Annotated in this window: 11 protein-coding genes; all 11 read right to left on the bottom strand. The window is 72.7% G+C overall.

The annotated features are described in order from the left end of the window. Positions 1–116 precede the first annotated feature (116 nt). Complete coding sequence (locus tag ABZU99_RS08500; RefSeq protein ID WP_355944533.1) at positions 117–2,570, bottom strand: PQQ-dependent sugar dehydrogenase; 2,454 nt, start codon at positions 2,568–2,570, stop codon at positions 117–119. A gap of 538 nt (positions 2,571–3,108) precedes the next feature. Continuing rightward, entirely contained in the window at positions 3,109–4,116 is a 1,008-nt protein-coding gene (locus ABZU99_RS08505; RefSeq protein ID WP_355944535.1) for a sugar phosphate isomerase/epimerase family protein, read from the bottom strand. A gap of 11 nt (positions 4,117–4,127) precedes the next feature. Beyond that, positions 4,128–5,330 (bottom strand): Gfo/Idh/MocA family oxidoreductase, encoded by a 1,203-nt coding sequence (locus ABZU99_RS08510; protein ID WP_355944537.1) that lies wholly within the window; start codon positions 5,328–5,330, stop codon positions 4,128–4,130. Between the two features lie 56 nt (positions 5,331–5,386). Then, complete coding sequence (locus ABZU99_RS08515; protein ID WP_355944539.1) at positions 5,387–6,427, bottom strand: substrate-binding domain-containing protein; 1,041 nt, start codon at positions 6,425–6,427, stop codon at positions 5,387–5,389. A 44-nt stretch (positions 6,428–6,471) separates the two neighbouring features. Further along, positions 6,472–7,548: an ABC transporter permease gene (locus tag ABZU99_RS08520; protein ID WP_355944541.1), complete on the bottom strand. Its 1,077-nt coding sequence runs from the start codon at positions 7,546–7,548 to the stop codon at positions 6,472–6,474. Then, positions 7,545–9,068 (bottom strand): sugar ABC transporter ATP-binding protein, encoded by a 1,524-nt coding sequence (locus ABZU99_RS08525; protein ID WP_355944543.1) that lies wholly within the window; start codon positions 9,066–9,068, stop codon positions 7,545–7,547. The genes ABZU99_RS08520 and ABZU99_RS08525 overlap by 4 nt, the downstream gene beginning before the upstream one ends. A gap of 623 nt (positions 9,069–9,691) precedes the next feature. Then, on the bottom strand, positions 9,692–10,873 hold the full coding sequence (locus ABZU99_RS08530; RefSeq protein ID WP_355944545.1) for an ROK family transcriptional regulator: 1,182 nt from the start codon (positions 10,871–10,873) through the stop codon (positions 9,692–9,694). 164 nt (positions 10,874–11,037) lie between these two features. Continuing rightward, positions 11,038–12,474 carry a DUF6177 family protein gene (locus ABZU99_RS08535; protein WP_355944547.1) on the bottom strand — a complete coding sequence of 479 codons (1,437 nt, stop codon included), beginning with the start codon at positions 12,472–12,474 and terminating at the stop codon, positions 11,038–11,040. Between the two features lie 13 nt (positions 12,475–12,487). After that, positions 12,488–16,501, bottom strand: coding sequence for a type VII secretion protein EccCa (eccCa, locus tag ABZU99_RS08540; RefSeq protein ID WP_355944549.1), 4,014 nt, complete (start codon positions 16,499–16,501; stop codon positions 12,488–12,490). Continuing rightward, positions 16,498–17,832 carry a type VII secretion protein gene (locus tag ABZU99_RS08545; RefSeq protein ID WP_355944550.1) on the bottom strand — a complete coding sequence of 445 codons (1,335 nt, stop codon included), beginning with the start codon at positions 17,830–17,832 and terminating at the stop codon, positions 16,498–16,500. Before ABZU99_RS08545 ends, eccCa begins: the two co-directional genes overlap by 4 nt. Positions 17,833–17,867: 35 nt before the next feature. After that, positions 17,868–19,235: a type VII secretion integral membrane protein EccD gene (gene eccD / locus ABZU99_RS08550; protein ID WP_355944552.1), complete on the bottom strand. Its 1,368-nt coding sequence runs from the start codon at positions 19,233–19,235 to the stop codon at positions 17,868–17,870. Between the last annotated feature and the right edge of the window lie 46 nt (positions 19,236–19,281).

A 19,281-nucleotide genomic window follows, 5' to 3' on the forward strand; every position in this document is an offset into this window, starting at 1 on the left:
CCGGTCCGGGGTGCGGTCCGGGGTGCGGTCCGGGGTGTGAAGAAGGCTGCGCGCGCATGTCCGTCGTGTTCCTTCCTCCGGGCCGGGGGCGGTCACGGGCCCCCGGGTCCCGGTCGTCAGCCGGTGCCGATGGTGAAGTCGTCCACGTCGTAGAGCGCACCCGCACCGCCCTTGAAGACGAGGCAGAGCGTGGTGGTGCGGTCCGGGGGATTCCGCAGGGCCGTCTTGACGTCCTGGAACGTCTCCCAACCCCCGGTCACCGGCACGGTGGCGCTGCCCAGCAGGCGGCCGGTGGGGGATCCGGCGCGGATCTCCAGCGTGCCGCCGGCGCCCGCCGAGGAGACGCGGGCGGTGAACTGCTCGGCGTTCGCCAGGAGATAGGGGGTGAAGGAGATCCAGTCGCCGTTGTCGATGTTGCCGACCGTCTTGCCGCCGTTCGCCGGGGTGTGGGCGACGACGGAGACGCCCTTGCTGTCGCCGTAGTGCTCGGCCTGCCGGTGCTTGGGCTGGGCTACGTGCTGGTCATGGGTGGTCAGTGGCGGCTGTCCGCCCCCGCCGCCGTCCGTGTACTCGGCATCGAAGACCCCGAAAATGTTGGCGTTGGGGTCGTGCTCGCCGTCGGCGCTGGTCTTGATGGTGCCGGAGCAGCCGTTCGCCGAGGTGACGGGGTGGCCGTGGCTGTCGTGGCCGAGGATGTGGGTGACCTTGACCTTGGCGCAGTCGATGGTCCGGTCTTCCGGATCGGTGACCTTCACCTTGAACGGAACCTCGTCGCCGAAGGTGAACAGCTGGCCGTCGCCGGGCAGCTGCAGGGTGACGGTGGGCGCGGTGTTGCCCACCGTCAGATGCACGCTGGCGCTGCCGGTGCGGCCCGAGGGGTCCTTGGCGGTGACGGTGGCGGTGTAGGTGCCGTTCTCGGTGTAGGTGTGGGTGGGGTTGGGGGCGGTGGAGGTGGCGCCGTCGCCGAAGTCCCAGCGGTAGGTGAGGGCGTCGCCGTCGGCGTCGGTGGTCCCCGCCGAGGTGAGGGCGACCCTCATGGGCGCCTTGCCGGAGGTGCGGTCGGCGCTCGCCTCGGCGATGGGCGAGTGGCCGTCCGTGGCGTTCTCGATCCGGTAGAGGGCGGAGTTCTCGTCCCCGCCGAACCAGCTCAGCCCGTAGTCGAGGACGTAGAGCGCGCCGTCCGGGCCAAAGGCCGAGTCCATCACCTGGGTGCCGGTCCACGGAAAGTCGTTGATCTTCTCTACGGCGCCGTCGGCGCCCTGCTCGATCCGCTTGATCCATTTGCGGCCGAACTCCCCCGCGAAGAAGTCCCCGTCGTACGCCTGGGGGAACTTCACCGGGGAGTCGAGCGAGGCGTCGTAACGGTAGACGGGCCCGCCCATCGGCGACTCGGAGCCGGAGCCGAACTCGGGCACGGAGTCGTTGTCGTACGGGATCCAGGCGGGCTGCGCGGGTGGCAGATCGGTCAGCCCGGTGTTGTGCGGCGAGGTGTTCCTGGGCGCGGCGCAGTCGAAGGCCGCACCCGAGGCGCCGGTGGCGAAGTCGTAGTCGACGTACGGCTTGTTGTCGGCGACGCAGTACGGCCAGCCGTAGTTGCCCGGCTTGGTGACACGGGCGAACTCGACCGCGCCGCCCGGTCCGCGCTTCGGGTCGGCGGCGCCCGCGTCCGGGCCGTAGTCGCCGACGTAGACCGTGCCGGTCGGCTTGTCGAGGCTCATTCGGAAGGGGTTGCGGAAGCCCATCGCGTAGATCTCGGGCCGGGTCCTGTCGGTGCCGGGCGGGAAGAGGTTTCCGTCCGGGACGGTGTACGAGCCGTCGGCGGCCACCTTGATGCGGAGGATCTTGCCGCGCAGGTCATTGGTGTTTCCGGCGGAACGCCGGGCGTCGTAGGCGGGGTTGCGGTTCGCGCGCCCGTCGATGGGGGTGAAGCCGTCGGAGGCGAAGGGGTTGGAGTCGTCGCCCGTCGAGAGGTAGAGATTGCCGGCGGCGTCGAAGTCGATGTCCCCGCCGACATGGCAGCAGATGCCGCGCGAGGCGGGGACGTCGAGGATCTTCTTCTCGCCGGCGGTGTCGAGGGTGCCGTCCGTCTTGAGGGTGAAGCGGGAGAGACGGTTGACGCCGTCGAAGGGGGCGAAGTCGGCGGCGGTGCCCTCGTTGGGGGCATCGCCGGCGGGGGTGTCGAGCGGCGGCGCGTAGTAGAGGTAGATGGCGCGGTTCTCGGCGAAGTGGGGGTCGACACCGACGCCCTGCAGCCCTTCCTCGTCGTGCGAGTAGACGGGGAGCTTTCCGGACACCATGGTGTCGCCGTCGGCGTCGGTCAGCCTCAGGGTGCCGTCGCGCGAGGTGTGCAGCACCGAGCGGTCGGGAAGCACGGCGAGCGTCATGGGCTCGCCGGTCTCCGCCGCGCCCTTGGCGAGCGTGACCTGCTGGAACTCCTCGACGGCCGGGGCCGGTCGGTCCGCTTGGTCCGCGCCCGCGGGCGGGGCGGTGAACGCGAGCCCCGCGCCGATGAGCAGTCCGCTTGTGAGGAGCGCGAGGGGCCCGCGCAGTCGAGACTTTTTCCTGTGCACGCTGATCCTCCGGAAAAAGAGGGGGAGTGTACGGGCGGGCCAGAGGCCGCCGTGACTGGCACAGGCGCGCGCCGTCGCGCCGTTCGGTGACCGGTCCGAGGAGAGGGGGCCCGGTGTGACCGGTACATCTCAAGGACGGTAGCTGGGTTTGTCCAATTCGGAAACCCCATTGACATAAAGCGGTTGGGCTTCATCCACGGGCAGGACAAAGCGGATAGGGGGCGCGCTGAGCTTTCCCCCACCGCCGCGTGCGCACGAACGGCGGCGGCCGCGCCCACCGCCGCAGGGCGCGGCCCAGGCGGCACACCGGGGCAGGCCCAGGGGCGCGGCCCCGGGCGACCGGCCGCGTGGCGATGCGCAGGCCCCGCGGCGGAGCCGCGGCAGGACGAAGACGCACTCGTCGCCGTGGCGGGGCGGGGCGCGGGACGAAGATTCCGCTAAGCGGTTACGGCGAAGTCAAGTGCCGATCCTTCTCGGCGTCCAAGCCCTCGGCCAGGCCGAACGGCGAGGGAACAGCGGCGAACTTCACCGCATCCGCTTAGTCGCCGCCGCTCCCGAACGCCGCGTCGAACGAGGCCGCCGGCGGGTCGAAGTCGTACGCCTTCAGCCGCGTCAGCGCCTCCGGGGCGCCCGTCAGGCGGTCCATGCCCGCGTCCTCCCATTCCACCGACACCGGGCCCGTGTAGTCGATGGAGCGCAGCATCCGGAAGACGTCTTCCCAGGGGACGTCCCCGTGGCCCGCCGAGACGAAGTCCCAGCCACGGCGCGGGTCGCCCCAGGGCAGGTGGGAGCCTAGGCGGCCGTTGCGGCCGTCGAGGCGGCGGCGGGCCTCCTTGCAGTCGACGTGGTAGATCCGGTCCCGGAAGTCCCAGAGGAAGCCGACGGGGTCGAGGTCCTGCCAGACGAAGTGGCTGGGGTCGAAGTTGAGCCCGAAGGCGGGGCGGTGGCCGACGGCTTCCAGGGCCCGCTGGGTGGTCCAGTAGTCGTAGGCGATCTCGCTGGGGTGGACCTCATGGGCGAACCGCACGCCCTCCGCGTCGAAGACGTCCAGGATCGGATTCCAGCGCTCGGCGAAGTCCTCGTAGCCGCGCTCGATCATGCCCGGCAGGACCGGCGGGAACATGGCGACCAAGTGCCAGATGGACGAGCCGGTGAAGCCGATGACCGTACGGACCCCGAAGGCGGCCGCCGCGCGGGCGGTGTCCGCCATTTCGGTGGCGGCCCGCTGCCGTACGCCCTCGGCGTCGCCGTCGCCCCACACCCGCGCGGACACGATGGCCTGGTGCCGTTCGTCGATGGGGGCGTCGCAGACGGCCTGGCCCGTCAGATGGTTGGAGATCGCCCAGCACTGGAGCCCGTACTTTTCGAGCAGCTGTCGCCGTCCGTCCAGATAGCCGGGTTCGGAAAGGGCCCGGTGCACCTCGAAGTGGTCTCCCCAGCAGGCGAGTTCGAGACCGTCGTAGCCGAAGTCGCGGGCGAGCCGGCAGACCTCCTCCAGCGGCAGATCCGCCCACTGTCCGGTGAAGAGCGTGAAGGGTCTGGGCATACGGGCCTCCTTTAAGCGGACACCGGGGTGTAAACGCAGTTCTTGGCGGCACTGTCCTCGACCGCGGCGAGCACCCGCTGCACCTGCAGCCCGTCCTCGAAGGACGGTTCCGGGTCGGTCCCGGCGGCGATCGCGCGCACCATGTCGCCCGCCTGGTGGACGAAGGTGTGGTCGTATCCGAGGGCGTGGCCCGGCGGCCACCATGCCTCGAGGTAGGGGTGGTCGGGTTCGGTGACCAGGATCCGGCGGAAGCCCGCGTCGGCGGCGGGCTGGGTGTGGTCGTGGAAGGACAGCTCGTTGAGCCGTTCCAGGTCGAAGGCGAGCGAGCCGCCGGACCCGTTGAGCTCGATCCTGAGCGCGTTCTTACGGCCGGCGGCGAAGCGGCTGGCCTCGAAGGAGGCGAGCGCGCCGGAGGCCAGCCGTCCGGTGAAGAGGGCGGCGTCGTCCACCGTGACCGGTCCTCGTCCCGGGGAGACCGGACCGGCGCCGAGCCCGGCCCCGGCCCCAGCCTCGGCCGGCAGCGGCCGCTCCCGTACGAAGGTCTCGGTCAGCGCGGAGACGCCGACCAGCGGCTCCCCCGCCAGATACTGCGCGAGATCGACGATATGGGCTCCGAGGTCGCCCAGCGCCCCGGAGCCCGCCAGCTCCTTCCGCAGCCGCCACATCAGCGGAAACTCCGGGTCGACCAGCCAGTCCTGGAGGTAGACGACCCGTACGTGCCGCAGCACTCCGACCCGGCCCTCGGCCACCATGCGGCGGGCGTGCGCGATGGCGGGCGTACGGCGGTAGTTGAAGCCGACCATGGCCACCTGTCCGCGCTGCCGGGCCCGCCGCGCGGCGTCCGCCATCGCCTCTGCCTCGGCGACCGAGTTGGCGAGCGGCTTTTCACACAGCACGTGCTTGCCCGCCTCCAGCGCGGCGATCGCGATCTCGGCGTGGCTGTCGCCGGGGGTGCACACATCGACGAGCCGCACATCGTCCCGCGCGATCAGCGCCCGCCAGTCGGTCTCGGAGGCGGACCAGCCGTGTTTGGCCGCGGCCGCCCGTACGGCGTCCGGGTCGCGGCCGCACACGGCGGACATGACGGGGCGGAGGGGGAGGTCGAAGACGCGGCCCGCGGTGCGCCAGCCCTGGGAGTGGGCGGCGCCCATGAAGGCGTAGCCGACCATGCCGACGCCGAGAGTCTGCGCTTCGGGACTGTCAGGACTTTCCATGGGACTCCTTCTCTGATCGCGGCCGACGCGAGGTGGAGCTATGGGCCTGTGGGGGCCTAGCTGAATCCCGTGGGGAGGTAGTCGTCGACGTTGTCCTTGGTGACGACGGCCGAGTAGAGGGTGAGGGAGGCGGGGATCTCCAGCTCGGCCAGTCCGCCGACGCCCTTGCCCTGACCGAGCGCGCGGGCGAGGTCGATAGCGGAGGCGGCCATGGTCGGCGGGTAGAGCACGGTGGCTTTGAGCACGGTGTTGTCGGCCTTGATGGCGTCCATGGCGTGCTTGGCGCCCGCGCCGCCGACCATCAGGAAGTCGTCCCGCCCGGCCTGCTGGATGGCGCGCTCGGCACCGACGCCCTGGTCGTCGTCGTGGTTCCACAAGGCGTCGAAGTCGGAGTGCGCCTGGAGCAGTTGAGCCATCTTCGACTGGCCCGATTCGACGGTGAACTCGGCGGCCTGGCGGCCGACCTTCTTGATGTTCGGATAGTTCTTCAGGGCATCGTCGAAGCCCTTCGTGCGCTGCCGGGTCAGCTCCAGGTTGTCGATCCCGGCCAACTCGACGACCTTGGCGTTCTTCTCGCCCTTGAGCTGCTCGCCGATGTAGTGCCCGGCGTTGATGCCCATGCCGTAGTTGTCACCGCCGATCCAGCAGCGGTACGCCTGTGGGGAGGCGAAGACACGGTCGAGGTTGACGACCGGGATGCCCGCCTTCATCGCCTTGAGCCCGACCTGGGTCAGCGCCTTGCCGTCGGCGGGCAGGATGACCAGGACATCGACCTTCTTGTTGATGAGGGTTTCGATCTGGCCGATCTGCTGGGCGGTGTCGTTGGAGCCCTCGGTGATCTCCAGTGTGACGTCCTGGTACTCCTTGGCGCGCCGCTTGGCCTGCTCGTTGATGGCGTTGAGCCAGCCGTGGTCGGCCTGCGGTCCGGCGAAGCCGACAGTGACCTTCCTGCCGGGCTTGCCGTTGGCGGCGTTGGCGGGCTGCTTGCCGCTGTCCCTATTGTCGTTGTTTTCGTTGTTCTCGTTGCTGGTGCAGCCGGACGCGAGGAGCGCGCCCGCCGCGGCGGTGCCCAGGAGAAGGTTTCTGCGACTGGTCATGGCATCCCTCATGACACCCCTCGTGACACCCCTCGTGACATCGTTCATGGCGTCGAACGACCCTTCTGTACCAGGACGGCGGCGACGATGATCGCGCCCTTGGCGATCTGCTGGACATCGCTCTGAAGGTTGTTCAGGGCGAACAGATTGGTGATGGTGGTGAAGACGAGGACGCCGAGGACGGAGCCGGTGATGGTGCCGCGGCCCCCGCTGAGCAGCGTGCCGCCGATGATCGCGGCGGCGATGGCGTCGAGCTCGTAGAGATTGCCGTTGGTGTTCTGGCCGGAGCCGGTGAGAACGATCAGCATGAACGCGGCGATGCCGCAGCACAGCCCGGACAGCAGATACAGCATCAGCCGCTGCCGTCGGACGTCGATGCCCGCGAGCCGGGCGGCCTCCGCGTTGCCGCCGATGGCGACGGTGCGCCGGCCGAAGGTGGTGCGGCCCAGCACCAGCCGGCCCAGGACGGTGACGGCGGCGAAGATGATCACCAGCGGCGGGACGCCGAGGACATAGGCGTCCCGCAGCCCCAGGTCCAGCACCGGCTTGACGGTGACCACCTGGGTCTTGCCGTCGCTGATCTGCAGGGCGAGGCCACGTGCCGAGGCGAGCATGGCGAGGGTGGCGATGAACGGGACCGTGCCGCCGTAGGCGATGAGCACCCCGTTGATCAGCCCGCAGCCCAGCCCGACCAGCACCGCGCAGAGCAGGATGCCGCCGAGTCCGTACTCCTGGGTGGCCAGGGTGGTGGCCCACACCGAGGCGAGGGCGACCATCGCGCCGACGGACAGATCGATGCCGCCGCTGGTGATGACGAAGGTCATGCCGACGGTGACGACGCCGATGACGGACGCCTGGGTGAGCACGAGTTGAAGGTTGTCCGTGGTCAGGAACTCATCGGGCTTGGTGAGGCCGCCGACCGCGACCAGCACCGCGAGCACGCCGACGAGGGACAGATGGCGCAGGTCGGCGAGGCGCCGCAGCCGGCCGAGGGGGTCGGTGCCGGAGGTGGTGGCCGGTGGCTTGTCCACGGGCCGGGCGGTCAGCGTGGCCCCCGCACCGGGCACGGGGGCGGCGTCGGCCGGGGTGTGGGGCGCCGGCCCGCTCCCGGGAGAGGTCATGACGGGCTCCCTTCCATGACGAGATCGAGGACGCGGTGCTCGTCCAGCTCGTGCGCCGGCGCCGTATGGATGAGACGGCCCTCGCGGAGCACCAGCACCCGGTCGGCGAGGCCCAGGACTTCGGGCAGTTCGCTGGAGACGAGCAGGACGGCCATGCCGTCGTCGGCCAGCCGCCGGATCACGGCATACAGCTCGGCGCGGGCGCCGACGTCCACCCCGCGCGTCGGCTCGTCCAGCAGCAGCACCCGGCAGCCGCGCAGCAGCCAGCGGGCGAGGACGGCCTTCTGCTGATTGCCGCCGGACAGCGTCCGCACCGGCCGCTCGGGGTCATCGGGGTGCAGCGACAGATCACGGACGCTCCGGCGGGCGGCCGCCCGCTCCGCGCCGCGGTCCAGCCAGCCGGCCCGCGAGAAGCGGGCCAGGGAGGAGACGGAGACGTTACGGGTGACGGACTCCAGCATCAGCAGCGCCTGCGCCTTGCGCTCCTCGGGGGCGAGGCCGAGCCCGGCCCGTACGGCGGCGATCACGCTGCCGGGGCGCAGCGGGCGGCCGTCGACCAGGACGCGGCCGCCGGTGGGCCGGCGTGCGCCGTAGACGGTCTCCAGGATCTCGGACCGGCCGGAGCCGACGAGTCCGGCGAGCCCGACGATCTCTCCGGGGGCGAGATCGAGGTCGACCGCCTCGAACTCCCCCGCCCTGGTGAGCCCTTCGAGGCGCAGCACCGGTGGCTCGGCCCCCGGTGCGGGGGGGGTGGTCCGGCGGGGGAAGGCGTACTCGACGTCGCGTCCCGTCATCAGGGCCACGATGTCGCGGGTGGGGGTGGTGCGGGCGGGCAGGCCACGGGCGGCGGCCCGGCCGTCCTTGAGCACGGTGACGCGGTCACCGATGCGGCGGATCTCCTCCAGCCGGTGCGAGATATGGACGACGGCGACACCGGCGGCGGTGAGATCGCCCACGATGCGGAAGAGATTGTCCACCTCGTCGGGGTCGAGCGCGGCGGACGGCTCGTCCATGACGATCAGCCGTACGTCATGGGAGAGCGCCCGGGCCATGGACACGATCTGCTGCCCGGCCGCCGAGAGCCCGCCGACCAGCCGCCCCGGGTCGATCTCGGGGTGCCCCAGCCGGGTGAGGAGGGCGGTGGTCGCGGTGCGGGCCGCGCGGGCCCGTACGAATCCGGCGGTGGCGAGCTCATGGCCGAGGAAGATGTTCTCGGTGACGGACAACCCCTCCACCAGGTCGAGTTCCTGGTAGATGGTGGCGATGCCCAGGCGCATGGCGGCGACCGGTGACTTGAGGGTGACCGGTGCGCCCTGCCAGACGATCTCGCCGCTGTCGGGCTGATGGACCCCGGCGACCACCTTGATCAAGGTGGACTTGCCCGCGCCGTTCTGGCCGAGCAGACAGTGGACCTCCCCCGCGTGGACGTCGAGATCGACGCCGTCGAGGGCGCGGACGCCGGGGAAGGACTTGGTGATCGCGGACATGGTGAGGAGCGGGCGCGGGTCGGGTCGTGCCATGGCGAGCCTCCTCGGCCGTTGGCTCAGGCGGTTTCGCTACGCGGTGCGGATGGGATGTGGCGCGGGGGTGTTGGTCGCTGGGACGGCGCAGGTTGCTCTCGCGGTGCGGTGCGGTGCAGTGCAGTGCGGTGCCGTGCGGTGCCGTGCGGTGCGGTGCGGTGCGGTGCGGTGCGGTGCCGTGCGGTGCGGTGCCGTGCGGTGCCGTTCCGTGCCGTGCATAGTGCGGTGCGGTGCAGTGCAGTGCAGGGCCGTGCCGTGCGGTGCAGGGCCGTGCACTATGCGGCGTGGCGCCTGGGTGGGTGGTGCGGCTCGGTGGCGCCCGTGCTGTACGCGGTGCGACGTGGTCTGGCGAGGGCTTTCTCGGCGTGCCGCGCTGTGCGGCGTCCTGGTGTGCGGCTGCGCTGTTCCTGCGGCGAGTACGGACCGTGCGGCAGTGCGGCAGTGCGGTGTGCGGCAGTGCGGTGTGCGGCAGTGCGGTGTGCGGCAGTGCGGTGTGCGGTGGTGCGGCAGTGCGGTGGTGCGGCAGTGCGGTGGTGCGGCAGTGCGGCAGTGCGGCAGTGCGGTGGTGCGTCCGGGTTGGGGCCGGCGTGGGGCCGGCCGCCGGGCGGCCTTACGGGGTCCGGTCAGGCCGGGGAGAAGAGGTGGTCGCTGATGAGACGGCCCGCGCCGGTCACCCCGGCGGCCGGGCCCAGTTCGCCCAGCACGATCGGGAGGTTTCCGGTGGCCAGGGGCAGGGACTGCCGGTAGACCTGGGTGCGGATGGCGGCGAGGAGCGCGTGTCCCAGCCCGGTGACGCCACCGCCTATCACCACCAGGCCCGGGTTGAAGAAGCTGACGAGCCCGGCGATGACCTGGCCCGTGCGCATGCCGCCCTCCCTGATGAGCTCGAGCGCGGCGGCGTCGCCCGCCGAGGCCGCCGCCGCGACATCCGTGGCGGCGAGCCGGCCCGCCTCCTCCAGCCGGGCGGCGAGCTCGGCGGAACGGCCGTCGCGGGCGGCCGCCTCGGCGTCGCGGGCCAGCGCCGCTCCGCCGAAGTACGCCTCCAGGCAGCCGTGGTTGCCGCAGGCGCACGGGCGACCGTCGGGTTCGGCCTGGATATGGCCGATGTCGCCCGCGCTGCCGGTTGTCCCCCGGTAGACCTCGCCCCCGACGACGATCCCGCAGCCGATGCCGGTGCCGATCTTCACGCAGAGGAAGTCCTTGACGGAGCGGGCGACGCCCGCGTGCTGCTCGCCCATCGCCATGAGGTTCACATCGTTGTCGACCATGACCGGGCAGCCGAGTTCCTGGCTGAGCGCCTCCCGTACCGGGAAGCCGTCCCACCCCGGCATGATCGGCGGCGCGACGGGCACGCCCTCGGGGAACCGTACGGGGCCCGGCACCCCGATGCCCGCCCCGTCGAACCCTTCCGCCACGCCGGAGGCGCGGAGCTTCGCGGCCATGGCCAGCACCTGTTCGAAGACCGCGACCGGACCTTCGCGCACATCCATCGGCTGGGTGAGATGGCCGAGGACCTCCAGCTCGGCGTTGGTCACGGCCACATCGACCGAGGTGGCCCCGATGTCGACGCCGAGGAGCCGCAGGGCGGGGGCGAGCCGGATGTTGTGCGAGCGCCGGCCGCCCCGTGAGGCCGCGAGCCCGTCGGCGACCACCAGCCCGGTCTCCAGCAGCCGGTCGATCTCCACGGCGAGCTTGGAGCGTGAGAGATCGATCTGATCGCCCAGCTGGGCCCGGGAGTTGGGGCCGCCGTCGCGCAGCAGGCGGAGCAGTCGCGCCTGATGCGCGTTAGCGGGTCGTGCCGTCATGCGCCTCACGCTGCCCCTCCCGCCGTCGTCGGCATCCGTGTGGCCGGCCGTTCGCACCGGCTTTCACGGGGAACGTAGCAGCGCTTGTCGGGAGTGGGAAGAAGTTGAACCGCGATCGGCGCAGACTTTCTCCTGCCACAGGACAAAGCAGCGTCGATTTTGCGTCAGCCGGTCTGCCCCAGATGACGCATCAGCTGTTCCAGCAGGGTCCAGCCGACGGCGGAGCTGCCGTCGCCGAGCGGATAGAAGAACCCCGGACGGGCCTCGGGCCCCAGCGCGACGGGCCGCGCGGGCAGCGGCGTACGCCGGGCGAAGGTCAGCCCGATGGACCCGACCTCATCCGCGCCGAGCGCGAAGCCGACCGGCACCGCGGGTGGCTCGAAGTGTGCGGGCAGGGTCAGATCCGCCCGCGCCGTGCGCAGTTGCACCAGCAGGGACCGCAGCCGGTGCTCGGCGACCAGACCGCCCGCCAGCTCCGGCAGCAGGTCCAGCGGCGGGGTCTCATCGGCCCCGTATCCGACGGCGACGGTGACATCCTCCTCGATCCCCTGGGCGGTCCGGTTCACGCGCAGGGTGGCCACGGCGGGCCGGTCGGGGCCGCCGGCCGCGACCAGCCAGGTGGACTCGGGGGCCCGGTCGCGGGCCAGGTCGGTCAGCGCACGCCGCGACCACGGCAGATTGACGGGCTCGGCGGTGGACCAGCCGGACGGCGGCCCTCCGGTCAGCGTCTCCCAGACGGCCTCCAGCGCCCCGCCGAGCTCCAGTCGCTCATCGGCGGGGTGCAGCGTACGGAAGGAGAGGGCCAGTTGGCGCTCGCCGGTGCCCGCCGCGCCCGCGGCGAAGGCCGGCGCCACCGGGGTACGGTCCGGCTCCGCCTCGACCGGGGCGAAGGCCCCGTCCTGCCAGCGCAGCAGCGCACCGGACAGCCCGTCGTAATAGCCGCTCTCCTCGTCCTGGACCACCCATCGCGACGGCAGCCCGGACAGCGAGAGACGGGTGGGCAGGGAGAGCCGGGAGGTCGCGGGCGTCACGAGCTGCACGCCCCGGCCGCTGGCCGCCGCGGCCCGCATCGCATCGGAGAGCCAGGCCGTCAGGGCCACGACCGGCCGGTCCTGGAGGACCACCGCCACCTGGTCGGTGAGTACATCGACGGCGGGCTGAGCGGCGGCGGGGGCCGGGGTCAGGGTCACCGCCCTCGTCGCACCGCCCCCGCCGCCGGCGAGTTCCTCGTCCGCGGGCGCGGTGGCCGCGTCCGGCGGCCAGACCGATCCGCCGAGCAGATGGGCCAGTCGCCGCCCAATGGATCCGGCCAGCAGCTCGGCCCGCTTGACCCCCGTCGCGGCCCTGGCCTCCGTCCACCACACCGGCGTGCTCGCACGGTCGGCCTCGGGGCCGAGCAGCCGGGCCGCCTCGCCCGCCACCCGCACCAGCAGCGGCGCCTCGATCGAGACGAGCGGGCGGCCGCCCTCGTCGCACAGCTGGATCACCGCGCCCTCACCGGCCGCCCGCACCTCCAGATCCGGTCCGCCGGCGAGCAGCCCGGCCAGGATGCTCCACACATCGGGCATCCGCTCGGTGAGCGCTATCACGTCCTTGGTCATCGGGTGTCTCTCCTCATCCGTCCTGTGCGTCCTGTGGCGGCTGTACGAATCCCGTCTGGATCAGGCGGTTCGGCTCACCGCGCCGGACCAGCAGCCCGCGCCCCGGCGGCTGGGCAGAGGCGTACACCCCGGGGAACAGCTGGCCCTCCATCCGGTCGCCCGTCATGACCAGCGCCGAGGTGCCGCTCTCCCGCAGATTCATCACAAACGGCTCGTACAGCGCCCGGGACGTCCCGGCCACGCGCCGGGTCACCACGAAGTGCAGCCCGATGTCGGGGGCGTGCGGCACATACGGGAGGAAGGGCGCGAGCGGCTGCTGCCCGGCGGAGGAGAGGATGTCGTAGTCGTCGACGAGGATGACGATACGGGGCCCTTCGTACGCCGGGCCCGCCGACGGCGGCGGGGTGCCGCTGCTCTCGTCCGGCATCCGCTTGGCCAGCTCGCCCGCGATGCCCGCCGCAAGCCCCTCGCAGATACGGGAGTTGTAGGCGTATCCGCCCTGGTAGGACTCGGGGACCACCTCGCGCAGGCCGCGCCGCGGATCCATGATCCCGAAGACCAGGTCCTCGTCGGAGTGGCGCTCGGCGAGCCCCTGGGCTATCAGCCGCAGCAGATTGGTCTTGCCGCATTCGTTGTCACCGAGGATCAGCAGATGCTGATCGCGGTCGAACAGATCGAGCAGCACCGGGGCCAGGGCCGTCTGGTCGACGCCGATCGGCACCCGGCGCGGCTGGGCGGCCGCCGACGGCAGCGACTCGGCCGGCACCCGCGCGGGCAACACCCGCACCCGCTGCGCCGTCTCACCGGCCCAGGCCGCGGCGATGGACCGGGCGGCCTGCTCGACCGCGGCGCCCAGATCGGCGGTCGAGCCGCTGCCGTCCAGCCGGGGCAAGGCGGTCTGCGCGAAGAGCTTGCGGTCGGTCAGGGCGCGCCCGGTGTCGTCGGGGGTGAGGGTCTCGGCGAGCTTGCGGTCGACGCTGCTGTCGCCCGCGTCGTTCAGCCGCAGCTCGACCTGGGTGCCGAAGGTCGACTGGTGGCCGATGCGGACGTCGTTCCAGCGCAGCATCCCGGCCACGACATGGATGCCGTAGCCTCCGCCGCGCTTGAGCAGATCGCCCACGGCGTCGTCGAGCGCCTCGAAGTCGTCGCGCAGCGCCCCGAATCCGTCGATCAGCAGCACGATCTCGGTGGAGGCCAGCTCGGGCAGGGCGCCGGTGGCCCGCAGTTCGCGCAGCCGCTCCACGGAGTCGATGCCGTGCTCGCGGAAGAGCTCCTCGCGGACGTCCAGCATGCCGCGCACCTCTTCGACCGTGCGGGTGGCTCGCTCCCGGTCGGCCCGCCCGGCGACGCCGCCGACATGCGGCAGCGCGGCGAGCGCCTGCAGGCCCCCGCCGACCAGATCGAGACCGTAGATGCCCACCTCGCGCGGGGTGTGGGTGAGGGCGAGGGAGAGCGCGAGGGTGCGCAGCAGCGTCGTCTTGCCGGACTGTGGGCCGCCGATGACGGCGGCGTGGCCGCCCGCGGTGGTCAGGTCCAGGACCCACTGGCCCTGCCACTGCCGCCCCGGGTCGTCCAGCAGCCCGAGCGGCACCTTCATCAGACCGGGCCGCCGGGACAGCTGCATGCCGCGCTCCGCGTCCACCTCGATGGGGCCCGCCGCGCTGTCCAGCGCGAGGGCCGAGGGCAGCGGCGGCAGCCAGATGCGGCGCACCGGCGGGGCGGCGGTGCGCAGCTGGTCGACCATCACCGACATGACGGTGGGCCCGGGGTCGCGCTTGCGCTTGCTCACCCCGGAGGCGTCATCGTCGGCGGGGACGGCGTCCCGCGGCTCGGCGAAGGTGTTGTAGGCGGGGTACGGAAAGGCGGCCGGTCCGTTGTCCTCGGCCGTGCGCAGCGCGGGCCCCCGGTACGGGCCGGACACATAGCTCGCCTTGAACCGCTCGTACGCCGAGGTGTCGACTTTGAGATAGCCGAACCCGGGCAGCGGCGGCAGGTGGAAGGCGTCCGTGGTGTCGAGGACGGTGCGGCTCTCGTCGGCCGAGAACGTGCGCAGGCCGAGCCGGTAGGAGAGATAGGTGTCCAGTCCCTTGAGCTTGCCGCCCTCGATCCGCTGGCTGGAGAGCAGCAGATGGACGCCGATGCTGCGGCCGATGCGGCCGATGGAGAGGAACAGGTCGATGAAGTCGGGCTTGGCGGTGATGAGCTCACCGAACTCGTCGATGACGACGAACAGATGCGGCAGCGGGTCGAGCTCGGGCCGGGTCGACTCGCGTACGGCGGCGTACTGCGAGATGTCGGCGACGTTGCCCGCGTCCCTGAGCACTTCCTGACGGCGCTTGACCTCGCCCGCCAGGCTCGCGTGGACGCGCTCGATGAGGCCGACCTGGTTCTCCAGGTTGGTGATGACCCCGGCGACATGCGGCAGTCCGTCGAACGGCGCGAAGGTCGCCCCGCCCTTGTAGTCGACCAGCACCAGCGCCAGATCCTCGGGCGGATGGCTCGCCACGAGCGCGAGGACGAGGGTGCGCAGCAGCTCGCTCTTCCCGGAGCCGGTGGCGCCGACGCACAGACCGTGCGGGCCCATGCCCAGCTCCGCGGACTCCTTGAGGTCCAGCAGCACCGGATCATGGGCGTCACTGACGCCGATCGGCACGCGCAGGAAGGAGCGCTCGCCGCGCGGCGCCCAGACCCGGGCGAGGTCGATGGCGCCCGGATCCTCGATCCCCAGCAGCGCGGCGAAGTCGACCGGCCCGGACAGCGGCGCGTCCACCAGGGATTCGGCCGACAGCCGCAGCGGGGCCAGCATCCGGGCCAGCCCTTCGGCCCCCGCGGCGGTGATGTCGTCGACCGTGCCCCGGGCGGTGAGCGGCTGCTCGCCCCGCAGATCCTCGACGGTCACCTCGTCGCCGTGGACGGTGATACGGACCGACACCTCGCCGGGCTCGGCGACCCGCTCCGCGACGAGATGCAGCACGGTGAGGCCCATCTCGTGGGCGGCCACGGCCTCGTCGGGGCGCGGCAGCTCCCTGGCCTCCTCGCCGTGGTCGTCGCTGATGACCAGCAGCCGCCCGGTCAGCCCGAGCGCGTCCCGGCCGGACAGCCCGCGCCGTACCTCCGCGGCGTACGCGGCACGCTGCCGCAGGTCATGGCCGAGCAGCCGGGCGAGCTGCACCAGGTCGGGGGCGATCCGGCGGGCGGCGAGCGGGCCGTCCCGCTCCTCCCGATCGAGAATGTGCGGCAGCCATTTGAGCCACGCCCAGTCCTCCTCCAGCCGGTCGCCGGGAGCCGCGAGCGCCAGCGCGACATCGTCGGGGGCGTGGCTGACGGCGGTCTGGACGAGCAGGGCACGGACGACCCGCAGCACCGCCGCCCGCTCCCCCACCACACTGACGTTGCCCGCCCGGTCCAGCGGCACGGTCAGCGGCAGGTCGGTGACCATGCGGTAGCGGCTGACCAGGGCCCCGGCCTCGTTCAGCATGAACGGGTCGGGCGGGGTGAGCACGCTGCCCGCCTGCCGACTCACCGTCAGGGGACGCAGCGGCAGCTCGCCGGTCCCGATCCGGGCCCGCAGGAAGTCGGCGTCGGTGCGGCGTCGCTCCCACAGCCGGGCCGGGTCGCGCGCGATGTCATACAGCGCCTGCGGCGGCGGGTCGAGCACCCGCGCCGTATCGCGCCAGGCGCGCTCCTCCGCGGTCAACTCGTCACGCAGCTCCTCCAGATACTCCAGATAGCGCTCGCGCTGCTGACGGCGGGTGCGCTGGGCCCGGCCGCGCTGGGAGAACAGCAGCCCGACGGCGCCGATCACCGTGACGACGAGGACGAGGGCGCCGATGGCCGCGAATTGCCCGCTGCGCAACACGGTCATCATGACGACCGAGCTCATCACCCCGGCGATCGGCAGCAGCGACATCGCCGCCCCGGCCGCCTTGCCCTCCGGGAGGTTGGGCGGCGCCTCGATGGTGCGCGGCTGTGGCGCGGAAAGGGGGCGGGTGGCGCGGGCGGGCCGGTGCACGAGACGGTTCGTCATCGCTGTCCTCCCCTGTCTCGTAGGGCGTCCCTAACGGCTCGGTCCAGCAGCTCGGCGGCCAGGCGGCCCGCGGCCAGCCGGGTGGACTCGGCGAGCAGCCCGGTCCGGATCGCGCCGCCGGCCGCGAGGTGGCGGTCATACGGGATGCCCATCACCAGGGCCCCGGTCTCCGCGAGATGGCGGCGCGCGATGTCCATGTCGATCGCGGTGTCGGGCGAGGACTCGGTCAGGGCGACCACCGTGCCGGGCAGCATGGGGCGCGGCACCGCCGCCATCCAGTCGAGGACAGCGCGGGTGCTCGCCACGCCCTCCAGGGTCGCGGGGGCCACCAGCACCCGGGCCTGGACGGTGTCGAGCGCGGTACGGGCCAGCTCGCCGGGGAGTGTCTCGCAGTCGACGACGGTGATGCCGAAATAGCGGCGCAACGCCATCGTCACGGTGCGGTAGGCGGGGATGTCCAGCGGGGTGCCGATCTTCCCCTGGCTCCCCGGCAGCAGCCAGCCGCCCTCGGGCAAGGGGACGAGATAGCCGCTGATCTCCGCGAACGGCATGGCCGGGGTGACCACCTGGGCCAGCTCCGCACACGTCCAGCGGACCGACTCGGCGCCCAGCCGGACCGGGAGGGTGCCGAGCGCGGGGTCCGCCTCCACGATGAGAACCGGATCCTGGCGGTAGTGGGCGAAGGTGAGGTTGAGGAGCGCGGCGACGGTGGTCTTGCCCGCGCCGCCCCGGATGCTGGTGACGGCGATCTGCCGCCCGGTGGTGACCGGCCGCTGCAACGCCTGGGCGACCTGGGTGGCCTCCGCCACCTCACGGGAGGCGGACGAGGCGACGAGCCGGCGCAGGGTACGCCCGGCGCGCCGGGTGACGGGGTCGCCGCTGCGGGGCTTGCCCTGGGCGAGGGCGAGCCGGGGGTCGATGGGCGGTACGGGGGTGGGCACGGGCAGATGACGGGGGCGGGGCTGAGGGCGCCGGTCGGTGGGGGCCGGGCGCGGGGGCGTGGTGGGCTTGTCCGGTACGGCGGGTGCGTCGTGACGCCGTGGGTCCGCGGGGCGGGAGTCGGCGGGGCCGGAGCCGGCGGGGCGGAAGTCGGCGGGGCCGGAGCCGGCGGGGCGGGGGGCCTCGGAGCCCGCGCCGCCCTCGGCCCCGGTGCCGCTCTTCCCGTCCCCGGCTGACTTGTCGTGCCCGGCTGACTTGTCGTGCCCGGCTGACTTGTCGTACCCGGGTCCCTTCTCCAGCCCGACGGCCCGCTCGTTCCCCGGTACGGCCTGGGGGGCGGACGTGTCCCGCAGCTGGCGAAGCAGCTCGCCCTGCCAGTCGCCTCCACCCATGGTGGTTCTCCCTCGGCTCGTCACGGGCACCGGTCTCAGAACGCGTCGAGCAGTCGCTCGTACACCCCGAACGCCCCGACGACCAGCGGGAACAGCACGATGACCCCCACCGCCTCGACCAGGTCCACAACCCGGCGGAGCCGGACGCGGACATGCTCGGGCGGCCGCACCGTCAGCACCCCGAGCGGAAGCAGCGCGGCGACGACGAGCGCGGCCAGCGGCCCGTACGGCGCTCCGTCGGCCGCGTCGGCCCAGAGCACCACCAGGCGGATCAGCAGTACGACGGCTGCGGCGAGCAGCGCCACCACCTCGGCCGCCAGCGGGTACGCCCGCGACCGGGAGAGCAGCACGACGGCCAGGACGACAGTGAGCGGCACCGTCCACGGGGAGGGATGGGTGACGGCGAGCAGCCCGGCCGCGGTGGCGGATACGGCCGTGACGACCGTGGCGAGCACCAGCCCCCGGTGGGTCGCGGCGAGCGCGGTCTCGACCTCGTGCCGGCTGACCGAGGCGCCGCCGGACCGCCGGTCGTCGAGCCCGGTGAGCCCGGCGGCCGTCAGCGCGATCCGGGGCAGCAGCCCGAGCGCGACGACGGAGACGACGGCGAGCACCGCGCCCAGCCGCGCCTGCTGCCCGTCCGTATGGGCGCCGTCCTGCAACGCCGCGACCAGCTCCCACAGCCCGCCGGAGCCCACGATGGCCCCGGCGCCGATTAGCCCTCCGCGGCCGACCGCCGAACAGGCCCCGAGCAGCAGCAAGGTGACCGCGACCGCGCCGGCCGCCCCGGCGAGCCGGGCCGCCCCGCCCCAGCCGTGGGCGTCCGCGCCGGTCCAGGCGGCGAGCACGCCGAGCGCGCCGCCGGTGAGCATGAGCGCGGTGCCGAGCTCCTGGTGACGGAGGCGGCCGGCGGCGGCGCCGACGAGCCCCAAGAGCACGGCGGCCACGGCCACGGCCGCCGCCACCGAGGAGTCCGCGAGGCCGCGCCGGGCAAGCAGCCCGACGGCGACGGCCAGCACGAGGGTGGCCGCGCTCGCGGTCCACCGGCGCGCGCCCGCCGACCACCGCCAGGCCCGTACGTCCAGGTCCTCGGCGACCTCGTCGGTGACGTCGTGCACCACCGGCGCGGCCGGAACATCCCGCTCCAGCACCAGCCGCAGCACCGCCCCGTCGGGGATCGACGCGGAGGTGAGCGTGGCGTCCTGCGCCAGGACGGTGCCCCCGGCCGTGACCAGATGCCGCAGCATCGGCCGCTCCGGCACGTGGTCGTCGACCAGCCGCAGCACATCCGGCAGCAGCCGGCCGACCGGCTCGTCGGAGGGCAGCACGATGTCCACCCGGCGCCGCTCCCCGACCAGGGTGACCCGGCTCAACTCCGTCCGCCGCGCTTGTTCCGACGCCCCCACGCTCACCACTCCGCCGAACTTCTCATCTCGGTTTTCCGGTCACGGT

This window comes from Streptomyces sp. NPDC005266, from assembly GCF_040607655.1.
GTDB lineage: Bacteria > Actinomycetota > Actinomycetes > Streptomycetales > Streptomycetaceae > Streptomyces.